The organism is Spirillospora sp. NPDC052242 (assembly GCF_040679555.1).
Lineage (GTDB): Bacteria > Actinomycetota > Actinomycetes > Streptosporangiales > Streptosporangiaceae > Spirillospora.
The window spans coordinates 23688-42861 of the sequence record NZ_JBFAUZ010000013.1; the positions used below are offsets into that span (position 1 = coordinate 23688).

A 19174-nucleotide genomic window follows, 5' to 3' on the forward strand; every position below is an offset into this window, starting at 1 on the left:
GGTGGCGGGGGTTCAGCGGGTCGCGCCGTCCGGGGCGCGGCGCAGCGACCGTCCGGGGAGCGCGCCGGTGCGGGCGCCGTCGTCGACGACCGCGGTGCCGCCGACGAACACGTACGGGACGCCGTCGGGACGCCGCCGCGGCTCGTCGAACGTGGCGGTGTCGCGGACGGCCGCCGGGTCGAACAGCACGAGGTCGGCGTGGTACCCGGGACGGACGAGCCCGCGTTCGGCCAGCCGGAGCCGCCGGGCGGCCCGGCCGGTGAGGTGCGCGACGCACTCCTCCAGCGACAGGACGCCCAGCTCGCGGACGTAGCGGCCGAGGTAGCGGGGGAACGTGCCCCACGCGCGCGGGTGCGGCTTCGCGGCGGCCAGCAACCCGTCGGACCCGCCGGTGTGGCACGGGTGCCGCATGATCGCCTGGACGTTCTCCTCGTGCCCGACGTGCTGCAGGATCGTCGTCGCGAGGTCGTCCGCGAGGAGCCGCTCGACGTAGACGTCGAACGCCGCGCGTCCGGTCTCGGCGGCGAGGTCGGCGATCGTCCGCCCGATCACGGCCGGGTCCGGGGAGCCGGAGATCTCGATCGTGTCCCACTCGGACGGGACGCCGTGGCAGCCGTCGGAGCCCTCGACCTCCATCGCGTGCCGGATCCGGGCGCGTTCGTCCGGGTCGGTGAGCCGGGCGCGGAGCGCGTCCGGGCCGCCCGCCGACGCCCGGCTCGGCAGGAGGGCGGCGAGGGTGGTGGAGCCGGGGAGGTAGGGGTAGGTGTCGAGGCTGATGTCGCAGCCGTCGGCGATCGCGGCGTCGAGCAGGTCGAGCAGGGCGCCCGCGCGGCCCTTGTTGACGCCGAAGTTCATGGTGGCGTGGGCCAGGTGCAGGGCGCAGCCGGTGCGGCGCGACAGCTCGACCATCTCGGCGTACGCCTCCAGCGCGCCCGCCCCGTACGAGCGGTGGTGCGGCGCGTAGAACCCGCCGAGGGACGCCACGACGCGGAGCAGTTCGGCGAGCTCGTCGCCGTCCGCGTACATGCCGGGCGTGTAGGTGAGGCCGCTGGACATCCCGACGGCGCCCTCGCGCATGCCGTCCGCGACCAGCTCGCGCTGCCGGTCGAGCTCGGCGGGCGTGGGCGCGCGGTCGTCCCAGCCCATCGCCAGCATCCGGACGGCGCCCTGCGGGACCAGGTAGCAGGCGTTGACGGCGATGCCGGCGTCGAGCCGGTCGAGGTACTCGCCGACGCTCCGCCACGACCAGTCGAAGCCGTCCGGGTCGCCGTTCCAGCCGGCGATGGTGCGGCGGATCTGCGGGAGCGTCGCGTCGTCGGCGGGCGCGTACGACAGGCCGTCCTGCCCGAGGACCTCCAGCGTCACGCCCTGGCTCACCTTGGCGACGTGGTCGGGTTCGGTGAGCAGCGCCAGGTCCGAGTGGGCGTGCATGTCGATGAAGCCGGGCGCGAGGACGAGCCCGGCGGCGTCGATCGTCCGGCCGGGGCCGGTGAGCCGGCCGCCGATCTCGGCGATGCGGCCGTCCGCGATCCGCACGTCGGCGACGCGGCCCGGCGCGCCGGTGCCGTCGACGACCGTCGCGCCCTTGATCAGCGTCATCAGAACCACGTCCTGACGAGGTCGACGACGCGCGGATGCTCCGCGTCAGCGTCGTCCACGACGGGGATCAGCGTCCACTTGTCGAACGCGGTGCACGGGTGCGAGAGGCCGAGCCGGACGACGTCGCCGACCTCGACGGACGCGTCCCGCAGGAAGCCGTGCTGGTCGTTGACGGCGGTGACGCGCGCGCCGGCCACGGGCGCGGTGCCCTTGCCGCGGACGAGCTGCGGTTCGGGCATCCCCTCGTCGTACGGGACGTCGCGCTTGCCCGCGTCGAGGAGCGCGAGCGCGGGCTCGGGCCGGGACACGACGCGCGCCCAGCCGTGCATCGCCGACCGCAGGCTCGCTCCGGACGTCCCGCGCGCGAAGGGCGAGATGCCCCGGTAGAAGCCGTCGTCGTGGATCACGTACGCGCCCGAGCGCAGCACCGTCCGCCCGTGCAGCGGCCCGAGCACCTCGACGACCTGGTCGAAGTAGGCGCTGCCGCCGGCCGTCACGACCGGCTCGTCCGTCTCGTAGTCGAGGTCGCGGTGCAGGTCGGCGACGCGGCGCAGGTAGGCGTCCACGGCGGCGCGGCTCCCGGCGGACGCGTCGTGCGCGAACGCGCCCTCGTAGCCGCCCGCCCCCGCGAGCCGCAGGGTCGGCGCGCGGCGGACCGCGTCCGCGACCGCCCGCGCCTCCGCGTCGTCGCGGACGCCCGTGCGTCCGTCCGGGCCGCCGAGCTCCACGCACACGTCCACCGGACGGCTCGCGCGTGCGGCCCGCAGCGCCTCGTCCATCAGCCCGACCGTCCGGACCGAGTCGACCCACGACAGGAACTCGAATCCCGGATCGGTGTCGAGCTGGGCGCCGAGCCACGCGAGCCCGGCCGGGTCGACGAGCGCGTTCGCGAGCATCAGCCGGCGGACGCCGAACGCGCGCGCCACCCGGAGCTGCGGGAGGTTCGCGAGCGTGATGCCCCACGCGCCCGCGTCGAGCTGCCGCCGCCACAGCGCCGGGGCCATCGTCGTCTTGCCGTGCGGGGCGAGGTCCACCCCGGCGTCGCGCGTCCAGGCCGCCATCGCGGCGACGTTGTGGTCGAGGGCGCCGGCGTCGAGGGTCAGCAGCGGCGTGCCGAACGCGTCGAGCGGGATCGGATCGGCGCGCACGTCCGCGACGGACATGCCCTCCGCGGACGCGGGTACCGCCTTGAAGCGCCAGTCGAGCCGCTCGTCCCCGAGCGCGTCCACCGCCGCACCGTCGATGCTCTCCGCCATCACTGACCTCCCTTATTGCACTGTATGCAACGTACATTGCATTATGTGCTGCAGTGGTTGTAACATCACCGCCCGGAACCGGTCAACAGTGGAGAGGGCGGATGGAACCGACGGCCGTCTGCGTGGGCGAGACGATGGCGGTCCTGCTGCCCGAGCGGCCCGGACCCCTCGAGGACGTCCCGTCCTTCCGGCATTCCTGCGGCGGCGCCGAGGCCAACGTCGCCCGCGGCCTCGTCGCCCTCGGCGTGCCCGCCGCCTGGGCCGGCCGCGTCGGCGACGACGGGTTCGGCCGCCGCATCGTCCGCGAACTCGCCGCCTCCGGCGTCGACGTCCGCGGCGTCACCGTCGACCCCGAGCGCCCCACCGGCCTGTACGTCAAGGAGGCCGGGCCGTCCGGCAGCGTCCTGCACTACTACCGGGACGGCTCCGCGGGCTCGGCGATCGGCCCCGGCATGCTCGACGACCCCGGCGCGGGCCCGCTGCTCGCCGGCGCGCGGCTCGTCCACCTGTCCGGCATCACCGCCGCCCTGTCGGACTCCGCGCTCGCCCTCGCCCGCGCCCTCCTCGCCCGCCCCCGCGACCACCTGGTCAGCTTCGACCTGAACTGGCGGCCCGCGCTCTGGCGGCGCCGCGACCCGGCCGTCCTCCGCGAACTCATGGACGCCGCCGACATCGTCCTGCTCGGCGCCGACGAGGCCACCGCCGTCCTCGGCACCGCCGACCCCGACGCGCTCCGCGCGCTGCTCCCCGGACCGTCCACCCTCGTCGTCAAGGACGACGCGCACCAGGCGATCGCCGTCACCCGCGCGGACACCATCACCGAGCCCGCCCTCCGCGTCGAGGTCGTCGAGCCCATCGGCGCCGGGGACGCCTTCGCCGCCGGATACCTGGCCGCTACCCTTCGGGGGTACGGCCCGCGGCGCCGCCTCCGGCTCGGCCACCTCACCGCCGCCGCCACGCTCGTCGTGCCCGGCGACCACGGGCCCCCGCCCCCGCCGGACCTCGTGGAGGCCCTCCTCTCCGCGTCACCGGACGCGTGGGCGGCCACCACCGTGCGCGCCTCGGGCATCACCCGCCCGGTGGAGGAGACGACCCCATGAGCCAAAGCCTCGCGCGCGCGCTCGGCATCCTGATCGAACTCGGCGACGGCCCCCGCAACCTCGACGAACTCGCCGCGACCGCGGGCGTCCACAAGACGACCGTCCTGCGCCTCCTGCGGACCCTCGAAGAGGAACGGTTCGTCCACCGCGACGGCGACCACCGCTTCCACCTCGGCTCCCGCATGTTCGCGCTCGCCCGCGCGTCCCTCGAACAGCACGGCATCCGCGACGTCGCCGCCCCGCACCTCGCGCGGCTCAACGAGTCCACCGGCCAGACGATCCACCTCGGCGTCCTCGAAGGCGACCCTGGAACCGACGTCAGCGTCATCTACCTCGCCAAGTACGACTCCCGGCACGCGATCCGCATGTACTCCCGCGTCGGACTGCCGATGCCGCTGCACGCCACCGCCATCGCGAAGGTCCTCCTCGCCGACCTCCCCGCGCCCCGCCGCCGCCGCATCGCCGAATCCCTCGAGTACACCCGCTTCACCGAGAACACGATCACCGGCCCCCGCGCCCTGCTCGCCGAACTCGACCGCGTCGCCGAACAGGGCCACGCGATGGACGACGCCGAACACGAGACGTTCATCCGCTGCATCGGCGCCCCCGTCCGCGACGCCTCCGGCCGCGTCGTCGCCGCCGTCTCGATCTCCGTGCCCGAGGTCGTCCTCGACCGGGACGCCGTCCTCGCCCTGCTCCCCGACCTCCTCGCCACCGCACGCGCCATCTCCACCGACTACGGACACACGGAAGGAAACCCGGAATGAGCGACAAGACGCAGATCAGCACGACGGGCGCCCCGGCCGCCGCCTGGGCCTTCTCCCAGGGCGTCCGCAAGGGCCCGCTCCTGCAGGTGTCGGGCCAGGGCCCCCAGGACCCCGAGACCGGCGAGTACCTCCACCCGGGCGACGTGAAGGCCCAGACCACGCGCGTCCTCGAGAACCTGAAGGCCGTCCTCGAAGCCGGCGGCGCGACCGTCGACGACGTCCTCATGTTCCGCGTCTACCTCAAGACCCGCGACGACTTCCCCGCGATGAACGAGGCCTACGGCGAGTTCGTCAAGGCGAACTGCCCGAGCGGCGTCCTCCCCTGCCGCACCACCGTCGCCGTCGAACTCCCCCACCCGTCCATGCTGGTAGAAATCGACGCCCTCGCCTGCGTCGACTGACCGGTCGCCCGCACCGCCTGCGGGGGATCAGCGGTAGGTCCAGGCTCGGCCGGTGCCTCGGTAATCCTCGACGGGGATCGGGGCCAGACCTTCACGCATTCGGTCGGTGTAGAGGTGCCCGTAGAGGTGGTCGATCTCGTGCCCGGCCAGGCGGGCGAGTGCGGCGTCCAGGACAGTGATCACCGACTGTCCGTCCAGGCGTGTGTGGGCGACCTCCAGCCGGAGCGGCCGGGGCACCAGGCCGCGCACGTCGAAGAAGCTGAGGCAGCCCTCGTACTGCTCGTCGGTTTCGGGCGAGGCGTTGATCACGCGGGGGTTGAGCAGCACGAGCGGTTCGGCGTCCGGGTCGGGCGGGGCGACGACGGCGGCGGCGCGGTCGATGCCGATCTGCGGGGCGGCCAGGCCCATGCCCTTGCCGAACACGTGATGCTCGCGAACCCGCTGCATCGCGGCGAACAACCGGTCGATGACGTCGTTGGCCTCGGCGGCTTCGGCGGGGAGATCGAACGGACGGGCGGTGGCGGCAAGGATCGGTTCGCCTTGCTGGACGATCCCGGCGGCCTTCATCCGGTCGCTGGCGGTGCGCAGTTCGGGGCGGAGCTGGTCGGCATCGTCGTCACGGGCGCGGAATCGCCATTCCAGCCGGTAGCGGGCGCCCATCGGCGGGTCCTGGGTGGCCCACGAGAACACCAGCCGATCCCCGTCCTCAGTGCGGGTGATGGGGGTGCGCAGGGGGACGGCCTCGGCGGTGGTGGAGGTTTCGGTGCCCCACACCACCGGATCCAGCCTGGCCGGGAACACCAGCTCGACCGATAGGCGACGCGTCGGCAGCCGGACGGCGCGCTGGAACCATGGACCCCACCGTCCGTCGTCGACCTGGTAGCCGTACTCGATGGTCGAGTGCTGCCCAGGGTAGAGGGGGAAGCGTCCGCGGTCGTTGTCCAGGCACAGCCATGCCTCTTTGAACGAGTCGCGATCCTGCTTGGGGTGCCAGTTCATGGGTTCGCCGTCGCAGGTCGCGGTGAGCGCGAGTTCGTCCCAGGTGAGCGGCCGGGCCCGGTACAGGGCGTTGGACCGATCGGGCCGACCGGGGAAGCGGTCGACGCTGACGCGGATCAGGTAGCGAGTGACGGGTTCGGCGCCGCCGTTGAACAGCCGGCGCCGCTGCATCGGCCGGTAGGTCGTCCCGTCGTACTCCAGCCGGGCATGGTCCTCCTCAATGACCAGGCCCTCGGTGTTGCCCGCACCGGCCCCGGAGGCACGAGCGGGCCCGTCGGCTCGCCACGCCCGCCACAGAACGCCGCCCGCACCGAGCACGCCGTCGGCCTTGCGGGCGAAGTCCTCGCTGGCCGGATGGCGTCCGGCCTCCACGTGACTGACGTAGGACGGGTCGAACCCCATCGCCGCCGCCAGCTTCTTCTTCGACATCGCACGGCCCTCGCGCCATCGGGTCAGGGCCGCGCCGAACGGAGGCGTCCCCTCTGCGGAGGCGGTCACTGGATCCTCGGCCGGTTGCTGCGCGCCCATGGCCCCATCATCTCTTCGATTCGGGCTGAGGGACTGAATGAACCGTGAATGAGATCAGGTCAATGTGGCCTCACCGACCGTATCGAGAGTTTCCTCGCCTGTGACGACAACCTCGAGGAGACTCTCGATGACTCGCTTGGCTTCCCCCAACCCGCCGGACGCCGATCCGAATTTGCCGTTTCTGGTCCTCGGCGCAGGGCAGCGCACTCTCGAGGTGCTGCTGCCGGCGCTGCGCCGCGCCGTGCCGACCGCTCGGGTCGCGGCGATCTGCGACCCCGATCCCACCGTCGGCGTCCGGATCGCCGGGTTGACGCAGGCCGCTCGACCGACCGCGGACATTCCGGTGTTCTCCGAACTGGACCGGGCCCTGGCCGCGGGCCGATACCAGGTCGCGATCCTGGCCTGCCCACACGACCTGCACCAAGAGACGACGCTGCGGCTGACCGACGCGAACATCACGGTGTGGAAGGAGAAGCCCTACGCCCTCACTCTCCAGCACGCCGTCCAACTGGCGACCCGCGACGTACGGGTGCTGGCGCACCGTCCCCACGGGCAACTGCTGCAGATCGCGACCGACCGGATGGCGGCATGGGGACGGCTGCTGTCGTACCGGATCCGCATCACTCGCCCTACCGGCGACTACACCGGCACCTGGCGCGCCTCGGCCGAGCGGGCGGGCGGCGGAGCCATCTGCGACCTGGGCTACCACGCCTTCGACCTGATCAGCCGCCTCACCGTCCGGCCGTCCGCGCGACCCGCCACGGTGTACGCGGTCACCACCGGCTCGCCGGCGCACCGCCCCGCCGTCGAGGTCGAGGAGAGCGCACATCTGGTGATCGCCCACGTCGACGGATGCGCGGGCACCGTGCATCTGTCGCGCTGCGAAGAGCGTGCCGACGAAATCGACCTGGTCGCCGAGCAAGGACGCATCACGATCTCGGACGACCGGTCGGTGCTTCGCACCACCACTCCGGCCGGACGGACCCACCATGCCGAGGTGACCGCCGCCGACGACGACCCGTGGGCCGCGATGCTGTGCCACCACGCCCGGACCCTCGGCGACACTGCGGTCACCGCCGCCGAGGCCCGCATCGGCGTCGCCGCGACCGCGCTGATGGAGGCGGCCTACGCCTCGGTGCGACTCGGCCGTCCCGTCCAGGTGGCCTCCTGCGCCGGCGCTGGTCCGGCGACCGTCCCCGCACTGGAAGGGCGCGCATCATGACCTTCGCGTGGCCGCCCATCGACGACGAGGTCTCCGCCGCGGTCATGCGGCAACTGCACACGACGGTCTCCATCTACGACCGGTCGGGGATCATCGCCCGGTTCGAGGACGCCTTTGCCGCCCGCCACAACGCCCGGCACGCGTTGCTGACCTCCTCGGGTACTGCGGCGCTGCATTCGGCGTACTACGCGCTCGGCCTCGGCCCGGGCGATGAGGTGATCGTGCAGGACTACACCTTCTTCGCCACCGCCACCCCGCTGCTGCAACTGGGCGTCGTCCCGGTCCTGGCCGATGTCGACGTCCACGGCGAACTCGACCTCGGACGCGCGGCCGGACTGCTCACGTGCCGCACCAAAGCCGTGGTCATCACGCACATGTGGGGCAACCCGCAGAACACCCGGCGGCTGCGAGAATGGTGCGATGCGCGCGGGCTGGCGCTGGTGGAGGACTGCTCCCACGCCCACGGCGCCGCCCGCGACGGCGTGAGCGTCGGAGAACTCGCCGACGCCGCCTGCTGGAGCCTGCAAGGCCGCAAGGCCATCACCGCAGGAGAGGGCGGCATCCTCACCACCCCGCACCGGGAGGTCTACGAGAAGGCGACCCTTCTCGGGCATTTCAACAAGCGTGCTTTGGCCGAGGTGAGGACCGGATCACCGCTGTACCGGTTCGCGGATACCGGCCTCGGACTCAAATACCGGGCACACCCGCTCGGGCTGGCAATGGCCGAGGTGTACCTGCAGCGCCTGGACGACTGGCTGCTCGTGCGTCAGCGCCACGCCGCCCGCCTGGAGGACCTGCTGGCCGGACGAGCCGGCATCAGCGTGCTCACCCCGACCGGTCCCGACCGGACCGCCACCTTCTACGCCTTCGTGTTCACCATCGACCCGCACACCGCCGGGTTCTCCCGCGATGTCCTTCTCCACACCCTCCAGCGATGGGGATATGGCGAGATCACCACCTGCGACGCGATGCGCCCGCTGCACACCTACCCCGTCTTCGCCGCGCCCAGATCACCGGTCACCACCTACCGGGCCTCCTGCATCCGCTGTGAACCACACGTCGCCGAGCACCTGGCCGCCGCCTCGCTGCGGGTCCACGTTCCCGCCGACGACGGGCCGGAAGGACGCGCGTACATCGACGCCGCGATCAACACCCTCGGCCGGGCCCTGAACACCCTGTCCTCACCGCCCGGCCGGAATACCCTGCCGACGTGACCACCGCATCGGGCCTCGACATCCAGCAGTTGCACGCCGGCGCCGACCGCGACGGCATCACCAAACTCGTGGTCGGCGCCATCGTCCACACCGAGGGCCGTGTGCTCATCCTGCGCCGCTCCGCCGAGGACGCCTTCATGGCCGGCATCGAGGAACTCCCCTCCGGCGGCGTCGAGTCAGGCGAGAACCTGCTCACCGCACTCGAACGCGAACTCGCCGAAGAAATCGGCTGGACCGGGCCGCTCGCCCTAGATTCCGGTTTCGTCGCCCACTTCGACTACATCTCCGGATCCGGCCGCAATGCCCGCCAATACACCTTCGGCCTCGCCCACCGCGGCGGGCCCATCGTCCTGAGCGCCGAACACACCGCCTACCGATGGCTCCACCCCGCCGACCTGGACAATTCCGACGTCACCGACGAGACCGCTCGAACCATCCGGGACTGGGCCGCCTCATGATCCTCTCGGCGCAGCGAGAAAGCCGCCGATGCGGTCCGGCGCGGGACGGTTCCGGCCTCACCTAATCCGTCGGGCGGTGGAGGTGGCCGGTGGCCACCAGTTCGAGGGTGAGGAGGACGGCGATCGCTTCGACGGCCAGGAGGCCGATGAGGACGAGGAGTTGGATCGCGCCGGCCTCGATGGGGTCGGCGCCGCCCAGGAGGACGCCGACGAAGGCGCCGGGGAGGGTCACCAGGCCGACCGTCCGGGTCTGGTCCAGGACGGGGAACAGGGCCAGGGCGGCTGCGGGGCGGGCGACCTCGAGGGCCGCGTCGCGGGGGAGGAGGCCGAGGGCGAGGCCGCCCTCGTACTCGCCGCGCCGGGTCTCGAGTTCGTCCAGGGCGCGGCGGCCGGTCAGGCCGGTCGAGGTCATCGCGCCGCCGATCATGATGCCGGCGATCGGCAGGACCGCCACCGGGCGGGACGGGACGACGCCGGAGCCGACGAGGAGCGCGAGGACGGGCGCGACGCCGGCGGCGATCGGGGCGGCCGTCCACCAGCCGGGACCGCGGGTGCGGCCGGTGATGCGGCGGCCCGCCGTCGCGACCGCCACGACGACCATCCCGAGGATGAACAGGGCCGTCCAGCCCGCGCTCTCCAGGACCGCCGCGATCAGCAGGGACACCGCCGCGAGCTGCACCACGGCGCGGACGGACGCGATCACGACGTCGCGTCCCACGCCGAGGCCGCCGAACCGGGCGAGGAGGGCGGCCGACGCCGCGAGCGCCAGCAGGACCAGCCCGAGCACGGGGCCGATCTCCGGTGCCGCGTTCGTCACGGGGTCCATCTTCCCCTTTCACGGCGAATGTGATCACAGCGGGCCCGTCCGCCGATACCGTTGGACGCGTGGTGGACGACGAGACGACCGGGACGTCCCGCCGTCGGGCCCTCTGGCTGCTGGGGGCCGTCGCGGGGCTCGCACTCGCGGCCGACGAGGTGCGCCCCCGGCACGGGTACCGGACGGCGGAGGCGGAGATCGTCCCGGCGAGCCCGGCGGTGAATCCGACGCCGACCCCGCATCCGACGCTGCGTCCCGCGAGCTGGACGCCCGGACGGCTCGCGGCGCTCGACGAGCCCGTCCGGGTGCTGACGCGGCTCTCCCCGCCGCCGCCCGCGAAGACGATCGCGCTCACCATCGACGACGGCCCGCACCCCGAGTGGACGCCGCGGATGCTCGACCTGCTCGCCGAGCACGACGTCCGCGCGACGTTCTTCATCATCGGCGAGCAGGTGAAGGAGCACCGGGCGCTCACCCGGCGGATCGCCGACGCGGGCCACCAGATCTGCAACCACACGATGCACCATCCGCTGAGCCTCGCGGACATGCCGACGGGCGAGGTCCGCGACGAGGTCGCCGAGGCGCACGACCGCATCGCCGACGCCACGGGCGTCCTCCCCGGCCACTTCCGCGCCCCCGGCGGCAACTGGTCGGAGCGGGTCATGGACGTGATCGCCGAGTACGGGATGCTGCCCATCGACTGGTCCATCGATCCCCGCGACTGGGCGCGCCCCGGCGTCGGCCGCGTCCGGGACCGCCTGCTGGAGGCGGGGGACGGCGACATCCTGCTGTGCCACGACGGCGGCGGCGACCGCTCGCAGACGATCAAGGGGTTGCGGAAGGCGATCCCGGAGCTGAAGCGGCGCGGTCTGACGTTCGCGACGCTCTGACCGTCACGGGGCCGTGAGGGGTTCGTCCTCGTAGGCCCGGTGGAGGAGGGCGAGGAAGTCGCGGGCGGCGGGCAGTTTCGCGTCCTCGATCCGGTGGACCGCGACGCCCGGTGTCCACGAGTTCATGACGGCCGCCCCGGCGAGGGACGGCACGTCGCCGAGGGTCACCTCGGCGGTCCGCTGCGGGACGCCGAGCGCGTCGAGCCCGCGGCGGACGATGCCCATCGTCGTCCCGGTCAGCATCGCGGCCTCCGGCCAGACGACCGCCGAACCGTCCCAGAAGGCCAGGTTCCAGATCGTCGCCTCGCTGAGCCGTCCCCGGCGGTCGACGAACGCGGCGTCGTCGAAGCCCCGCGCCGCCGCGCGCCGCAGGTGGTACGTCTTGCCGACCTCGCCGACGTGCTTCACCGCCGGGAGGTCCCGCTCGTGCTCGACGGCCGCCAGGGCCAGCGGGCCCTCCGGTCCGGACGCCGGCGGCCCGGTGCGCACGAGCACCCGGGGCTCCGCGTCGGCGGCGGTGAACTCGCCCGCCGCACCGAACACGGTCGCCGTCAGCGACACGTCGTCCGGGCCGTCCGCGAGCGCCGTCCGGAGGAGCTCGCGGATCCGTTCGTCCGGTATCGCGCGTCCGAACATCTCGGCCGACGCGTTGCGGAGCCGCGCCAGGTGCAGGTCGAGGCCGCGGACGCCGCCGCCGCGCACCTGCATCGCGGTGAAGTGCGCGTACCCGGCGAACGCCAGCGGGCGCAGGTCCGCCTCGGTCGCCGTCCGCCCGTCCAGTTGCGCGACGTACTCGCTCATCGTCGATCCCCCCATGTCTCGTGGCTGCGTTCCCGACCGACTCTGCCGCCACCGGACGGGCGCGGCCAGTGCCCCGTTCGTCGTGCGACCACCGGTCCTGCCACCGGCAGGGTCAGGCACGCGGGCGCGCGACCGGCGACAATGGACGCCATGGACGATCGGCAGGCCACGCGGGAGTTCGACACCACCGGCGCCGAGGCGCCCGAGGGCGCGGCGCCCGCGCCCGCACCCGGCGAGGCGCCCGGGTCCGCCGTGCTGGATCCGCACGTCGAGCTCGGCGAGTTCCTGCGGAGCCGGCGCGGGCGGCTGACGCCCGAGGAGGTCGGGCTGCCGGTGTTCGGGCGGCACCGGCGGGTGCCGGGCCTGCGCCGCGAGGAGCTCGCGCAGCTCGCCGGGGTGTCCGTCGCGTACCTCACCCGGCTGGAGCAGGGCCGGGCCCACAACGCGTCCGCCGAGGTCCTGGACGCGCTCGCCCGCGCGCTGCGGCTCACCGCCACCGAGCGCACCCACCTGAACCACCTGGCCAGGTGCCGCCACCACGGCGGCGAGACCGCGCCCGAGGAGGTGCGGCCCGCGCTCCGGGCCATGCTCGCCGCCCTGGACGGGACGCCCGCGTACGTGACGGGACGCCGCACGGACGTCCTCGCGTGGAACGCTCCGGCCGCCGCGCTGTTCGGCGACTTCGCCGCCGCCGGCGGCAACCTGGCCCGGCTGGTGTTCCTGCGGCCCGACCACCCGTTCGCGGACCCGGAGCCGGAGGCGGCCGACGTCGTCGGCGCCCTGCGCCGGGACGCGACCTGCCACCCGGACGACCCGCTGCTGGCGGCGCTCGTCGGCGAGCTGTCGCTGCACAGCGACGACTTCGCGCGCCTGTGGGCGCGGCACCACGTGGAGGAGCGCGCCCACGGGACGCGGCGGCTGCGCCACCCGCTGGTCGGCGACCTCGACCTCGCGTTCGAGACGTTCCGGCTCCCCGACGGCTCCGAGCAGACGCTGACCGTCCACCACGCCCCGCCGGGCTCCGCCGCCGCCGACCACCTGCGTTTCCTCGCGAGCTGGGGCGGCGCCGACTCCTAGCCGGGGGTGTACCTGGGTACACCCCCGGTCCGGGGTCCGGGCACACTGTGCCGTGGGGGCGATCGCCGGAGACTGGACTCGGTGACGATGGCCGAGACAGACGGAGGAACCGGTGAACGGTCGACTGGTCGAGGAGACGCGGTGGCAGGCCCACGCGCGGGCTCCGTGGCGGGGGTTCCGGCTGGGGCTGCTGGGCGTCCCCGCGATGTGCGCGGGCGCCTGGTTCGTCACGGTCTTCATGATGATCTCGGGCCTGCTCGGGGTGCTGCTGTTCCCCCGCGCGACGGACCTGGCGCGCCGGATGACGGACGTGTACCGGCGGCTCGTCGCACGGTGGACGGGCGTCCGCATCGACCGTCCGTACCTGCCCGACCCGGAGCCGGTCGAGGACGGGATCACGCGGCGGGTGCGGCTGTTCGTGGCCCGGTTCCAGGATCCCGCGACGTGGCGCGACTACCTGTGGCTGGCCGCCGACCCGGTCGTCGTGATCTTCACGGCGGCGCTGCCCGGCTGGCTGATCCTGTACGGCGTCTGGGGCTACCTGCTCGCCGGGTTCGCCGGTGAGCTGATCGCGGACGCCGGCGGCAGCGACTGGTACGCGTGGGTGCACGTCACCACCGGGTACGGGACGGACGTCACCGCGCGTGCGACGACCGTCGCCCTCGCGACCGTGTTCATCGTCGCCGGGTTCCTCCTGGGCCCGCGGATGCTCGGCGTGTACGGGCGGTGGGCGCGGACGCTGCTCGGGCCGACGGAGAAGTCGCGGCTGGCGCTGCGGGTCCGGCACCTGACCGAGTCGCGGTCGGAGGCCGCGGACGCGTCGGCGGCGGAGCTGCGGCGGATCGAGCGGGACCTGCACGACGGGGCGCAGGCGCGGCTCGTCGCGATGGGGATGAGCCTCGGCGCGATCGAGCACCTTCTCGACAAGGACCCGGAGAAGGCGCGGATCCTGCTGGCGCAGACCCGCGAGTCGTCCGCGAAGGCCCTGCACGAGCTGCGGGACCTGGTGCGCGGCATCCACCCGCCCGTCCTCGCCGACCGGGGGATCGGCGACGCGATCAAGGCCCTCGCGCTCGACCACCCGATGCGCGCCGAGGTCGCCGTGGACCTCGACGGGCGGCCCGAGCCGCCGGTGGAGTCCGCCGCGTACTTCGCGGTGTCGGAGATCCTCACCAACGCCGCGAAGCACTCCGGCGGGACGCGGCTGTGGATCGACGTGCGGCACGAGCACGGGATGCTGCGGATCTCCGTCACCGACGACGGGCGCGGCGGCGCGTCCCTCGACGGCGGGACCGGGCTGCGCGGCGTCGAGCGGCGGATCGGTACATTCGACGGCGTCCTCGCCCTCAACTCCCCCGCGGGCGGCCCGACGATCGTGACCCTGGAGCTCCCGTGCGCGTTGTCCTCGCCGAAGACCTCGCCCTCCTGAGGGAGGGCCTGGTCAGCCTGCTGGAGGCGCACGACTTCGAGATCGCCGCCGCCGTCGACAACGGGCCGTCCCTGCGCCGGGCGCTGCTCGACCACCGCCCGGACGTGGCGGTGGTCGACGTGCGGCTGCCGCCGTCGTTCACCGACGAGGGCCTGCAGGCGGCGCTGGAGGCCCGCCGGCTCGTCCCCGGGCTGCCGGTGCTGGTGCTGTCGCAGTACGTGGAGCAGCTGTACGCGCGGGAGCTGCTGGCGGACGGCGGCGGCGGGATCGGCTACCTGCTGAAGGACCGGGTGTTCGACGCCGCCCAGTTCGTCGACGCGGTCCGGCGGGTCGCGGCGGGCGGCACCGCGATGGACCCGGAGGTCGTGTCGCGGCTCATCGCCGGCGGCACCCGCGGCACGCCCCTCGCCCGGCTGACGCCCCGCGAGACCGAGGTCCTCGAACTGATGGCGGAGGGCCGCTCGAACGCCGCCATCGCCGAACGCCTCGTCGTCACCGAACGGGCCGTCACCAAGCACACCGCGAACATCTTCGCGAAGCTCGACCTGCCGGTGACCGCCGACGACAACCGCCGCGTGCTGGCCGTCCTCGCCTACCTCAACCGCTGAGGCGTCCACGGGAACTCGGGGGCGCGGCGCTCCAGGAACGCCGCGACGCCCTCCCGCAGCTCGCCGCTGCCGTCCATCTCCGCGAGCCAGCGGGCGGCCCGGCCGCGGACGTCGCCGCCCGCGGCGACCGCGTCCACGATGTCCTTCGTGGCGCACTGCGTCAGCAGCGAGCGGGACGCGAGCGTCGCGGTGAAGTCCGCGACCCGCGCGGGCAGGTCGGCGACGACCTCGTTGAGGAAGCCGATGCGCAGGGCGTCGTCCGCGCCGATCAGCTCCGCCGAGAACAGCAGGTGCTTCGCCGCCGCGGGCCCGACCAGCCCGACGAGCCGGACGGTGGCGGCCACCGGGTAGACGATGCCGAGCCGCGCCGGGGTGATCCCGAACCGGGCGTCCGCCGCCGCGAACCGCAGGTCGCAGGCCGCCGCGAGCTGGCAGCCGCCGCCGACGCACACGCCCTCGATCGCCGCGATCGTCGGCTTCCCGAACGCGGCGAGGGCCCGCTCCGCGACCGTCGACAGGTGCGTGTCGTCGTCCCGGTGGATGTCCCCCAGTTCGCCGATGTCGGCGCCCGCGCAGAAGTTCCCGCCCGCGCCCGTCAGCACCACCGCCCGGACGGACGCGTCCGCGGCGAGCCCGTCGAGGATCCGGGGCAGCTCGCGCCACATGCCGGCCGACATCGCGTTCCGCTTGTCCGGGCGGTCGATCGTGATCGTCCCGACGCCCCCGGCGACCTCGCAGTGCAGCACCCGAGCATCGTAGAAGGGCCCCGGACCCCCGCCCGTACCAGGGTCGTCCTCCACCTGCAGAAGGACTTCCTTACGCCCCCGCCACACCCTCCAGGCGGATTTCGAGACACCCCCTGTGAGGGAGGAATTCCGGTGCCGTTCAGCGGATTCTTGTTAGTGGGCGGCTTTGAGGAAACGGAGTCCGTGGTGCAGCAGAGCACACGCGCCTTCTGGACGATCGGCCTGGACGATCCGCTGGCGACCGTGCCCGACCGGGCCGGCGCCAAGGCGGCGAACCTCGCGCGGGCCGCGTCGCACGACCTGCCCGTCCTCCCCGGGTTCGTGATCCCCGTGCCGTGCATGGACCGGCACGAGCGGTACGCCGACACCCACGACCTGCGGGCCGCGTGGGCGCGGCTGAGCCGCGACGGCGAGCGCGCCCTGGTGGTGCGGTCGTCCTCCACGCTGGAGGACGGCGAGGTCTCCTCGATGGCCGGCCGGTTCACGTCCGTCCTCGGCGTCGCCGGCTGGGCCGACTTCCGGCGCGCGGTCGACGAGGTCGCCGCGTCCGCGACCGGCCCGGGGACGATGGCGGTGCTCGTCCAGCCCGAGCTCGACGCCGCGTCCGGCGGGGTGATGTTCGGCGCCGACCCGGTCGACGGGCGCACCGACCGGGTGATCGTGTCGGCCGCGCCGGGCGGCCCGCAGGCGCTCGTCGGCGGCGAGGTCGACGGCACCCGCTACGACCTGACCCGCCGCGGCCGCCTCGTCGGCGCCGACCGCGACGGCGGCCCGCTGACGCCCCTCCAGCTCCGCCGCCTCGCCCGCCTCGCCGCGCGGACGGCGCAGGTGTTCGGCGGCCCGCAGGACGTCGAGTTCGCGTTCGGGCACGACGGCCGCCTGTGGCTGCTGCAGAGCCGCCCGGTGACGGCGCTCGCCCCGCTCCCCCCGCGCGGCGCCGTCCTCCTCGGCCCCGGCCCGGTCGCCGAGACTCTCCCCGACCCGCTGTCGCCCCTCGAGGAGGACCTCTGGCTCGTCCCGCTCGACCGGGGCCTCGGCGAGGCCCTCGCCACCGCGGGCGCCGTGTCCCGGCGGGCGCTGCGGCGCGCCCCGACCGTCCGCGCCGTCGGCGGCCGCGCCGCCGCCGACCTGCGCCGCCTCGGCGCCGGACCGGCCCGCCGCCGGCGCCTCGACCCGCTGAACCCGCTGCCGCCGCTGCGCCGCCTGCGCGCCGCGTGGCGCGTCGGCCGCCTGCGCGCCGAACTCCCCGCCCTCGCCGCCGGCGCCGCCGCGGGCGTCGACGCCGATCTCGCCGCCGTCCCGTCCCTGCACGAGCTCACCGACGCCGAACTGGCCGCCGCGCTCCACTGGACCCGCGCGACCCTCACCGCCCTGCACGGCCTCGAGGCCCTCGCCGGGACGATGGCGGGCGACGCTGCACCGGACGGCGCGACGGCCGCCGCCCACGGCCTCGCCGCACTGGCACGAGGCCGCGCCCGCGGCGACGACGACGCACGCATCGTCGCGTCCGAACCGGACGTCCTCACCCTCGCCCCGCCCGCGATACCCCCCGCCCTCGCCCTCCCCCCGACCCCCGACGTCCCCGCCACCGCCCGACCCCCCGCGTCCGGCGCGTTGGCGCCTCGGGAGGCTTTGCGGTTGCGCATCCGGTGGGTGCAGGAGCTCGGGGCCCGGCTCGCGTGGACGGCCGGGGTGCGGCTGGCGGACGGCGGGGCGCTCGCACGGGCCGAGCTGGTGCGGGCGCTGCGGCTGGACGAGCTGGTGTCGGCGCTCTACGGCGGGGCGCTGCCCGCCGACCTGGAGCGGCGCCCGGCGCCGCCGCGGACGGCGCCGCTGCCGGCGGCGTTCCGGCTGGCCGGGGAGCGGATCGTCGCGGAGGCGGCGCCGCCGGGGGACGGGGCGCGGCCCGCGGGCGGCGGGCGGGGCGAGGGGCTCGTGCACGCGGGCCCGGGGGAGCCGCCGCCCGGCGCGGTGCTGGTGGTCCGGACGCTCGCGCCGTCGCTGGCGTCGCGGCTGCCGGCGCTCGCGGGGCTCATCGCGGAGACCGGCAGCCCGCTGTCGCACCTGGCGATCCTCGCGCGGGAGATGGGGGTGCCGACGGTCGTCGGGCTGCGCGGCGCGGTCGAGCGGTTCCCGGACGGGACGCGGCTGCTCGTGGACGGCGACACCGGACGCGTCGAGACGCTGCACCGCGCGGACGAGGAGTCGGTCGCATGACGGCGCGGCGGCTCGGTTACCTGGTGCTGGGCGTGACGATCTTCTGGACGGCCGCGTACGTGGTCGTGTACCTGGTGCGGTGGGAGTGGCAGCGGGCGCTGATGTCCGGGGTGCTGCTGCTGATCGCGCTGGTGGTGGGGGTCGCGGCGGCGGGCGCGCGGCGGCTCGCGCGGATCGAGCGGGGGCTCGCGGAGCTGCGGGCCGAGCCGGCGCCCGTCCCGCGGGGCCGGTACGCGGAGGGCGGGACGGACGCGCCGCGGTTCCGGTGGCTCGAGGACGACGACCGGTACCGGGTGTTCATCCCGGTCCTGCTGGGCGCGGGGATCATCGTGTCGGGCGTCGCCGCGCTGGTCGAGCGGGTGTCGGGGGCGTTCGGCCGCGACGCGGGGCTCCCGCGGGGGCTGGCGCCGCCGGGCGGGGGCGTCCTCGCGGGCGCGCCGGAGCCCCGGCCGGACGGACGCGGCCGCGCGATCGCGCTCGGGCTCGCCGGGGCGCTCGTCACGGGGTTCGCCGTCGTCCAGCTCGCGGAGCTGACGCAGGACCGGCCGGACGATCCGGTCGCGGCGGCCGCGAGCACCCTCGTCATCGAGGCGGACACGCGGGGCGACACCGGTGCGGCGTCCGTGGACCCGCTGGTCGACCGGCTGTGGGAGTACTGCCGGGGGTCGACGCGGCCGTACGTGCAGGGCGGCGGGGCGGTCCCGCTGGGCGAGCGCCGGTACGCGATCGTGGTGCGTCCCGCGCTGGGCGAGCACGCGCTGCGGCGGATGCTCGGGTGCCTGCAGGACGGGCTGATCGACCGGGCGACGTTCCGGGTGGTGTCGGTGCAGCCGGGGTGAGCGGGAAATTCGCGCGGCCCCGGGAATGCGGAAGCGGTCGTACGTGCTGTAATGTCGAGGCAGCGTCCAAAGTTCGCCGCAGGCAGGCGGCGAAGGCGTTTTCTTCCCCGCCCGGGCCATCTGAGCGCCCGGTGATCGACCGTCCGGTCGCTTTCGGCCCGGACCGCCGCACCTAGGGAGCCGACGTCAGCCCGGTGAACCGAGCT

18 protein-coding genes are annotated in these 19174 nt (G+C 74.5%); 12 read left to right on the forward strand and 6 right to left on the reverse strand.

Features of this window, described 5'->3' with window-relative positions; translation table 11 throughout:
* Nucleotides 1-12 precede the first annotated feature (12 nt).
* Both AB0L25_RS12975 and AB0L25_RS12980 read right to left on the reverse strand, forming a co-directional pair.
* Nucleotides 13-1599, reverse strand: a complete 1587-nt coding sequence (locus tag AB0L25_RS12975) for an N-acyl-D-amino-acid deacylase family protein (RefSeq protein ID WP_500171533.1) — start codon at nucleotides 1597-1599, stop codon at nucleotides 13-15.
* Nucleotides 1599-2855: an amino acid deaminase gene (locus AB0L25_RS12980; protein WP_500171535.1), complete on the reverse strand. Its 1257-nt coding sequence runs from the start codon at nucleotides 2853-2855 to the stop codon at nucleotides 1599-1601. The genes AB0L25_RS12975 and AB0L25_RS12980 overlap by 1 nt, the downstream gene beginning before the upstream one ends.
* Nucleotides 2856-2956: 101 nt before the next feature.
* Between AB0L25_RS12980 and AB0L25_RS12985 the strand changes: the two genes are divergently transcribed.
* Genes AB0L25_RS12985 through AB0L25_RS12995 form a run of 3 tightly spaced genes read left to right on the forward strand, consistent with a single transcriptional unit; the run spans nucleotide 2957 to nucleotide 5123 of the window.
* The gene (locus tag AB0L25_RS12985) at nucleotides 2957-3955 is read left to right on the forward strand and encodes a sugar kinase (RefSeq protein WP_500171537.1); all 999 of its coding nucleotides are present in this window, start codon (nucleotides 2957-2959) and stop codon (nucleotides 3953-3955) included.
* Nucleotides 3952-4722: an IclR family transcriptional regulator gene (locus AB0L25_RS12990; protein ID WP_500171539.1), complete on the forward strand. Its 771-nt coding sequence runs from the start codon at nucleotides 3952-3954 to the stop codon at nucleotides 4720-4722. The genes AB0L25_RS12985 and AB0L25_RS12990 overlap by 4 nt, the downstream gene beginning before the upstream one ends.
* Nucleotides 4719-5123 carry a RidA family protein gene (locus AB0L25_RS12995; RefSeq protein ID WP_500171541.1) on the forward strand — a complete coding sequence of 135 codons (405 nt, stop codon included), beginning with the start codon at nucleotides 4719-4721 and terminating at the stop codon, nucleotides 5121-5123. The genes AB0L25_RS12990 and AB0L25_RS12995 overlap by 4 nt, the downstream gene beginning before the upstream one ends.
* A 27-nt stretch (nucleotides 5124-5150) precedes the next feature.
* Here the strand turns inward: AB0L25_RS12995 and AB0L25_RS13000 are convergent, their stop codons facing one another.
* The gene (locus tag AB0L25_RS13000; RefSeq protein WP_500171542.1) at nucleotides 5151-6650 is read right to left on the reverse strand and encodes a peptide deformylase; all 1500 of its coding nucleotides are present in this window, start codon (nucleotides 6648-6650) and stop codon (nucleotides 5151-5153) included.
* A gap of 127 nt (nucleotides 6651-6777) precedes the next feature.
* On the opposite strand from AB0L25_RS13000, the gene AB0L25_RS13005 reads away from it, so the two are divergent.
* From AB0L25_RS13005 to AB0L25_RS13015, 3 genes are read left to right on the forward strand one after another with little or no spacing between them, the layout of a single operon-like run.
* Nucleotides 6778-7872, forward strand: a complete 1095-nt coding sequence (locus tag AB0L25_RS13005) for a Gfo/Idh/MocA family protein (RefSeq protein ID WP_500171544.1) — start codon at nucleotides 6778-6780, stop codon at nucleotides 7870-7872.
* Nucleotides 7869-9086, forward strand: coding sequence for a DegT/DnrJ/EryC1/StrS family aminotransferase (locus tag AB0L25_RS13010; RefSeq protein ID WP_500171546.1), 1218 nt, complete (start codon nucleotides 7869-7871; stop codon nucleotides 9084-9086). Before AB0L25_RS13005 ends, AB0L25_RS13010 begins: the two co-directional genes overlap by 4 nt.
* A complete protein-coding gene (locus AB0L25_RS13015) occupies nucleotides 9083-9544 on the forward strand; it encodes an NUDIX domain-containing protein (protein ID WP_500171548.1) in 462 nt (153 codons plus the stop codon). Before AB0L25_RS13010 ends, AB0L25_RS13015 begins: the two co-directional genes overlap by 4 nt.
* Before the next feature lie 61 nt (nucleotides 9545-9605).
* Here AB0L25_RS13015 and AB0L25_RS13020 read toward each other — a convergent pair whose 3' ends face one another.
* A complete protein-coding gene (locus AB0L25_RS13020; RefSeq protein ID WP_500171549.1) occupies nucleotides 9606-10361 on the reverse strand; it encodes an ABC transporter permease in 756 nt (251 codons plus the stop codon).
* A 68-nt stretch (nucleotides 10362-10429) separates the two neighbouring features.
* On the opposite strand from AB0L25_RS13020, the gene AB0L25_RS13025 reads away from it, so the two are divergent.
* A complete protein-coding gene (locus AB0L25_RS13025; protein WP_500171551.1) occupies nucleotides 10430-11251 on the forward strand; it encodes a polysaccharide deacetylase family protein in 822 nt (273 codons plus the stop codon).
* A 3-nt stretch (nucleotides 11252-11254) separates the two neighbouring features.
* On the opposite strand, the gene AB0L25_RS13030 is transcribed toward AB0L25_RS13025, so the two are convergent.
* A complete protein-coding gene (locus AB0L25_RS13030) occupies nucleotides 11255-12052 on the reverse strand; it encodes an aminotransferase class IV family protein (RefSeq protein WP_500171552.1) in 798 nt (265 codons plus the stop codon).
* 150 nt (nucleotides 12053-12202) lie between these two features.
* Here AB0L25_RS13030 and AB0L25_RS13035 point away from each other — a divergent pair, with 150 nt between their 5' ends.
* From AB0L25_RS13035 to AB0L25_RS13045, 3 genes are all read left to right on the forward strand, one after another.
* Entirely contained in the window at nucleotides 12203-13129 is a 927-nt protein-coding gene (locus AB0L25_RS13035) for a helix-turn-helix domain-containing protein (RefSeq protein ID WP_500171554.1), read from the forward strand.
* Nucleotides 13130-13241: 112 nt separating this feature from the next.
* A complete protein-coding gene (locus tag AB0L25_RS13040) occupies nucleotides 13242-14558 on the forward strand; it encodes a sensor histidine kinase (RefSeq protein WP_500171556.1) in 1317 nt (438 codons plus the stop codon).
* Nucleotides 14522-15166, forward strand: a complete 645-nt coding sequence (locus AB0L25_RS13045; protein ID WP_500171558.1) for a LuxR C-terminal-related transcriptional regulator — start codon at nucleotides 14522-14524, stop codon at nucleotides 15164-15166. The genes AB0L25_RS13040 and AB0L25_RS13045 overlap by 37 nt, the downstream gene beginning before the upstream one ends.
* Here the strand turns inward: AB0L25_RS13045 and AB0L25_RS13050 are convergent.
* Entirely contained in the window at nucleotides 15151-15912 is a 762-nt protein-coding gene (locus AB0L25_RS13050; RefSeq protein WP_500171559.1) for an enoyl-CoA hydratase/isomerase family protein, read from the reverse strand. The two genes, AB0L25_RS13045 and AB0L25_RS13050, sit on opposite strands and share 16 nt — an antisense overlap.
* A gap of 186 nt (nucleotides 15913-16098) precedes the next feature.
* On the opposite strand from AB0L25_RS13050, the gene AB0L25_RS13055 reads away from it, so the two are divergent.
* Nucleotides 16099-18129 carry a PEP/pyruvate-binding domain-containing protein gene (locus tag AB0L25_RS13055; protein WP_500171561.1) on the forward strand — a complete coding sequence of 677 codons (2031 nt, stop codon included), beginning with the start codon at nucleotides 16099-16101 and terminating at the stop codon, nucleotides 18127-18129.
* Nucleotides 18126-18968 carry a hypothetical protein gene (locus tag AB0L25_RS13060; RefSeq protein ID WP_500171562.1) on the forward strand — a complete coding sequence of 281 codons (843 nt, stop codon included), beginning with the start codon at nucleotides 18126-18128 and terminating at the stop codon, nucleotides 18966-18968. Before AB0L25_RS13055 ends, AB0L25_RS13060 begins: the two co-directional genes overlap by 4 nt.
* Nucleotides 18969-19174 lie beyond the last annotated feature (206 nt).

Excerpts from the sequence above, each read along its gene's own strand:
- AB0L25_RS12975 (WP_500171533.1), bottom strand. The coding sequence starts at position 1,599 with ATGACGCTGATCAAGGGCGCGACGGTCGTCGACGGCACCGGCGCGCCG.
- AB0L25_RS12980 (WP_500171535.1), bottom strand. The coding sequence starts at position 2,855 with ATGGCGGAGAGCATCGACGGTGCGGCGGTGGACGCGCTCGGGGACGAG.
- AB0L25_RS12985 (WP_500171537.1), top strand. The coding sequence starts at position 2,957 with ATGGAACCGACGGCCGTCTGCGTGGGCGAGACGATGGCGGTCCTGCTG.
- AB0L25_RS12990 (WP_500171539.1), top strand. The coding sequence starts at position 3,952 with ATGAGCCAAAGCCTCGCGCGCGCGCTCGGCATCCTGATCGAACTCGGC.
- AB0L25_RS12995 (WP_500171541.1), top strand. The coding sequence starts at position 4,719 with ATGAGCGACAAGACGCAGATCAGCACGACGGGCGCCCCGGCCGCCGCC.
- AB0L25_RS13000 (WP_500171542.1), bottom strand. The coding sequence starts at position 6,650 with ATGGGCGCGCAGCAACCGGCCGAGGATCCAGTGACCGCCTCCGCAGAG.
- AB0L25_RS13005 (WP_500171544.1), top strand. The coding sequence starts at position 6,778 with ATGACTCGCTTGGCTTCCCCCAACCCGCCGGACGCCGATCCGAATTTG.
- AB0L25_RS13010 (WP_500171546.1), top strand. The coding sequence starts at position 7,869 with ATGACCTTCGCGTGGCCGCCCATCGACGACGAGGTCTCCGCCGCGGTC.
- AB0L25_RS13030 (WP_500171552.1), bottom strand. The coding sequence starts at position 12,052 with ATGAGCGAGTACGTCGCGCAACTGGACGGGCGGACGGCGACCGAGGCG.
- AB0L25_RS13035 (WP_500171554.1), top strand. The coding sequence starts at position 12,203 with ATGGACGATCGGCAGGCCACGCGGGAGTTCGACACCACCGGCGCCGAG.
- AB0L25_RS13060 (WP_500171562.1), top strand. The coding sequence starts at position 18,126 with ATGACGGCGCGGCGGCTCGGTTACCTGGTGCTGGGCGTGACGATCTTC.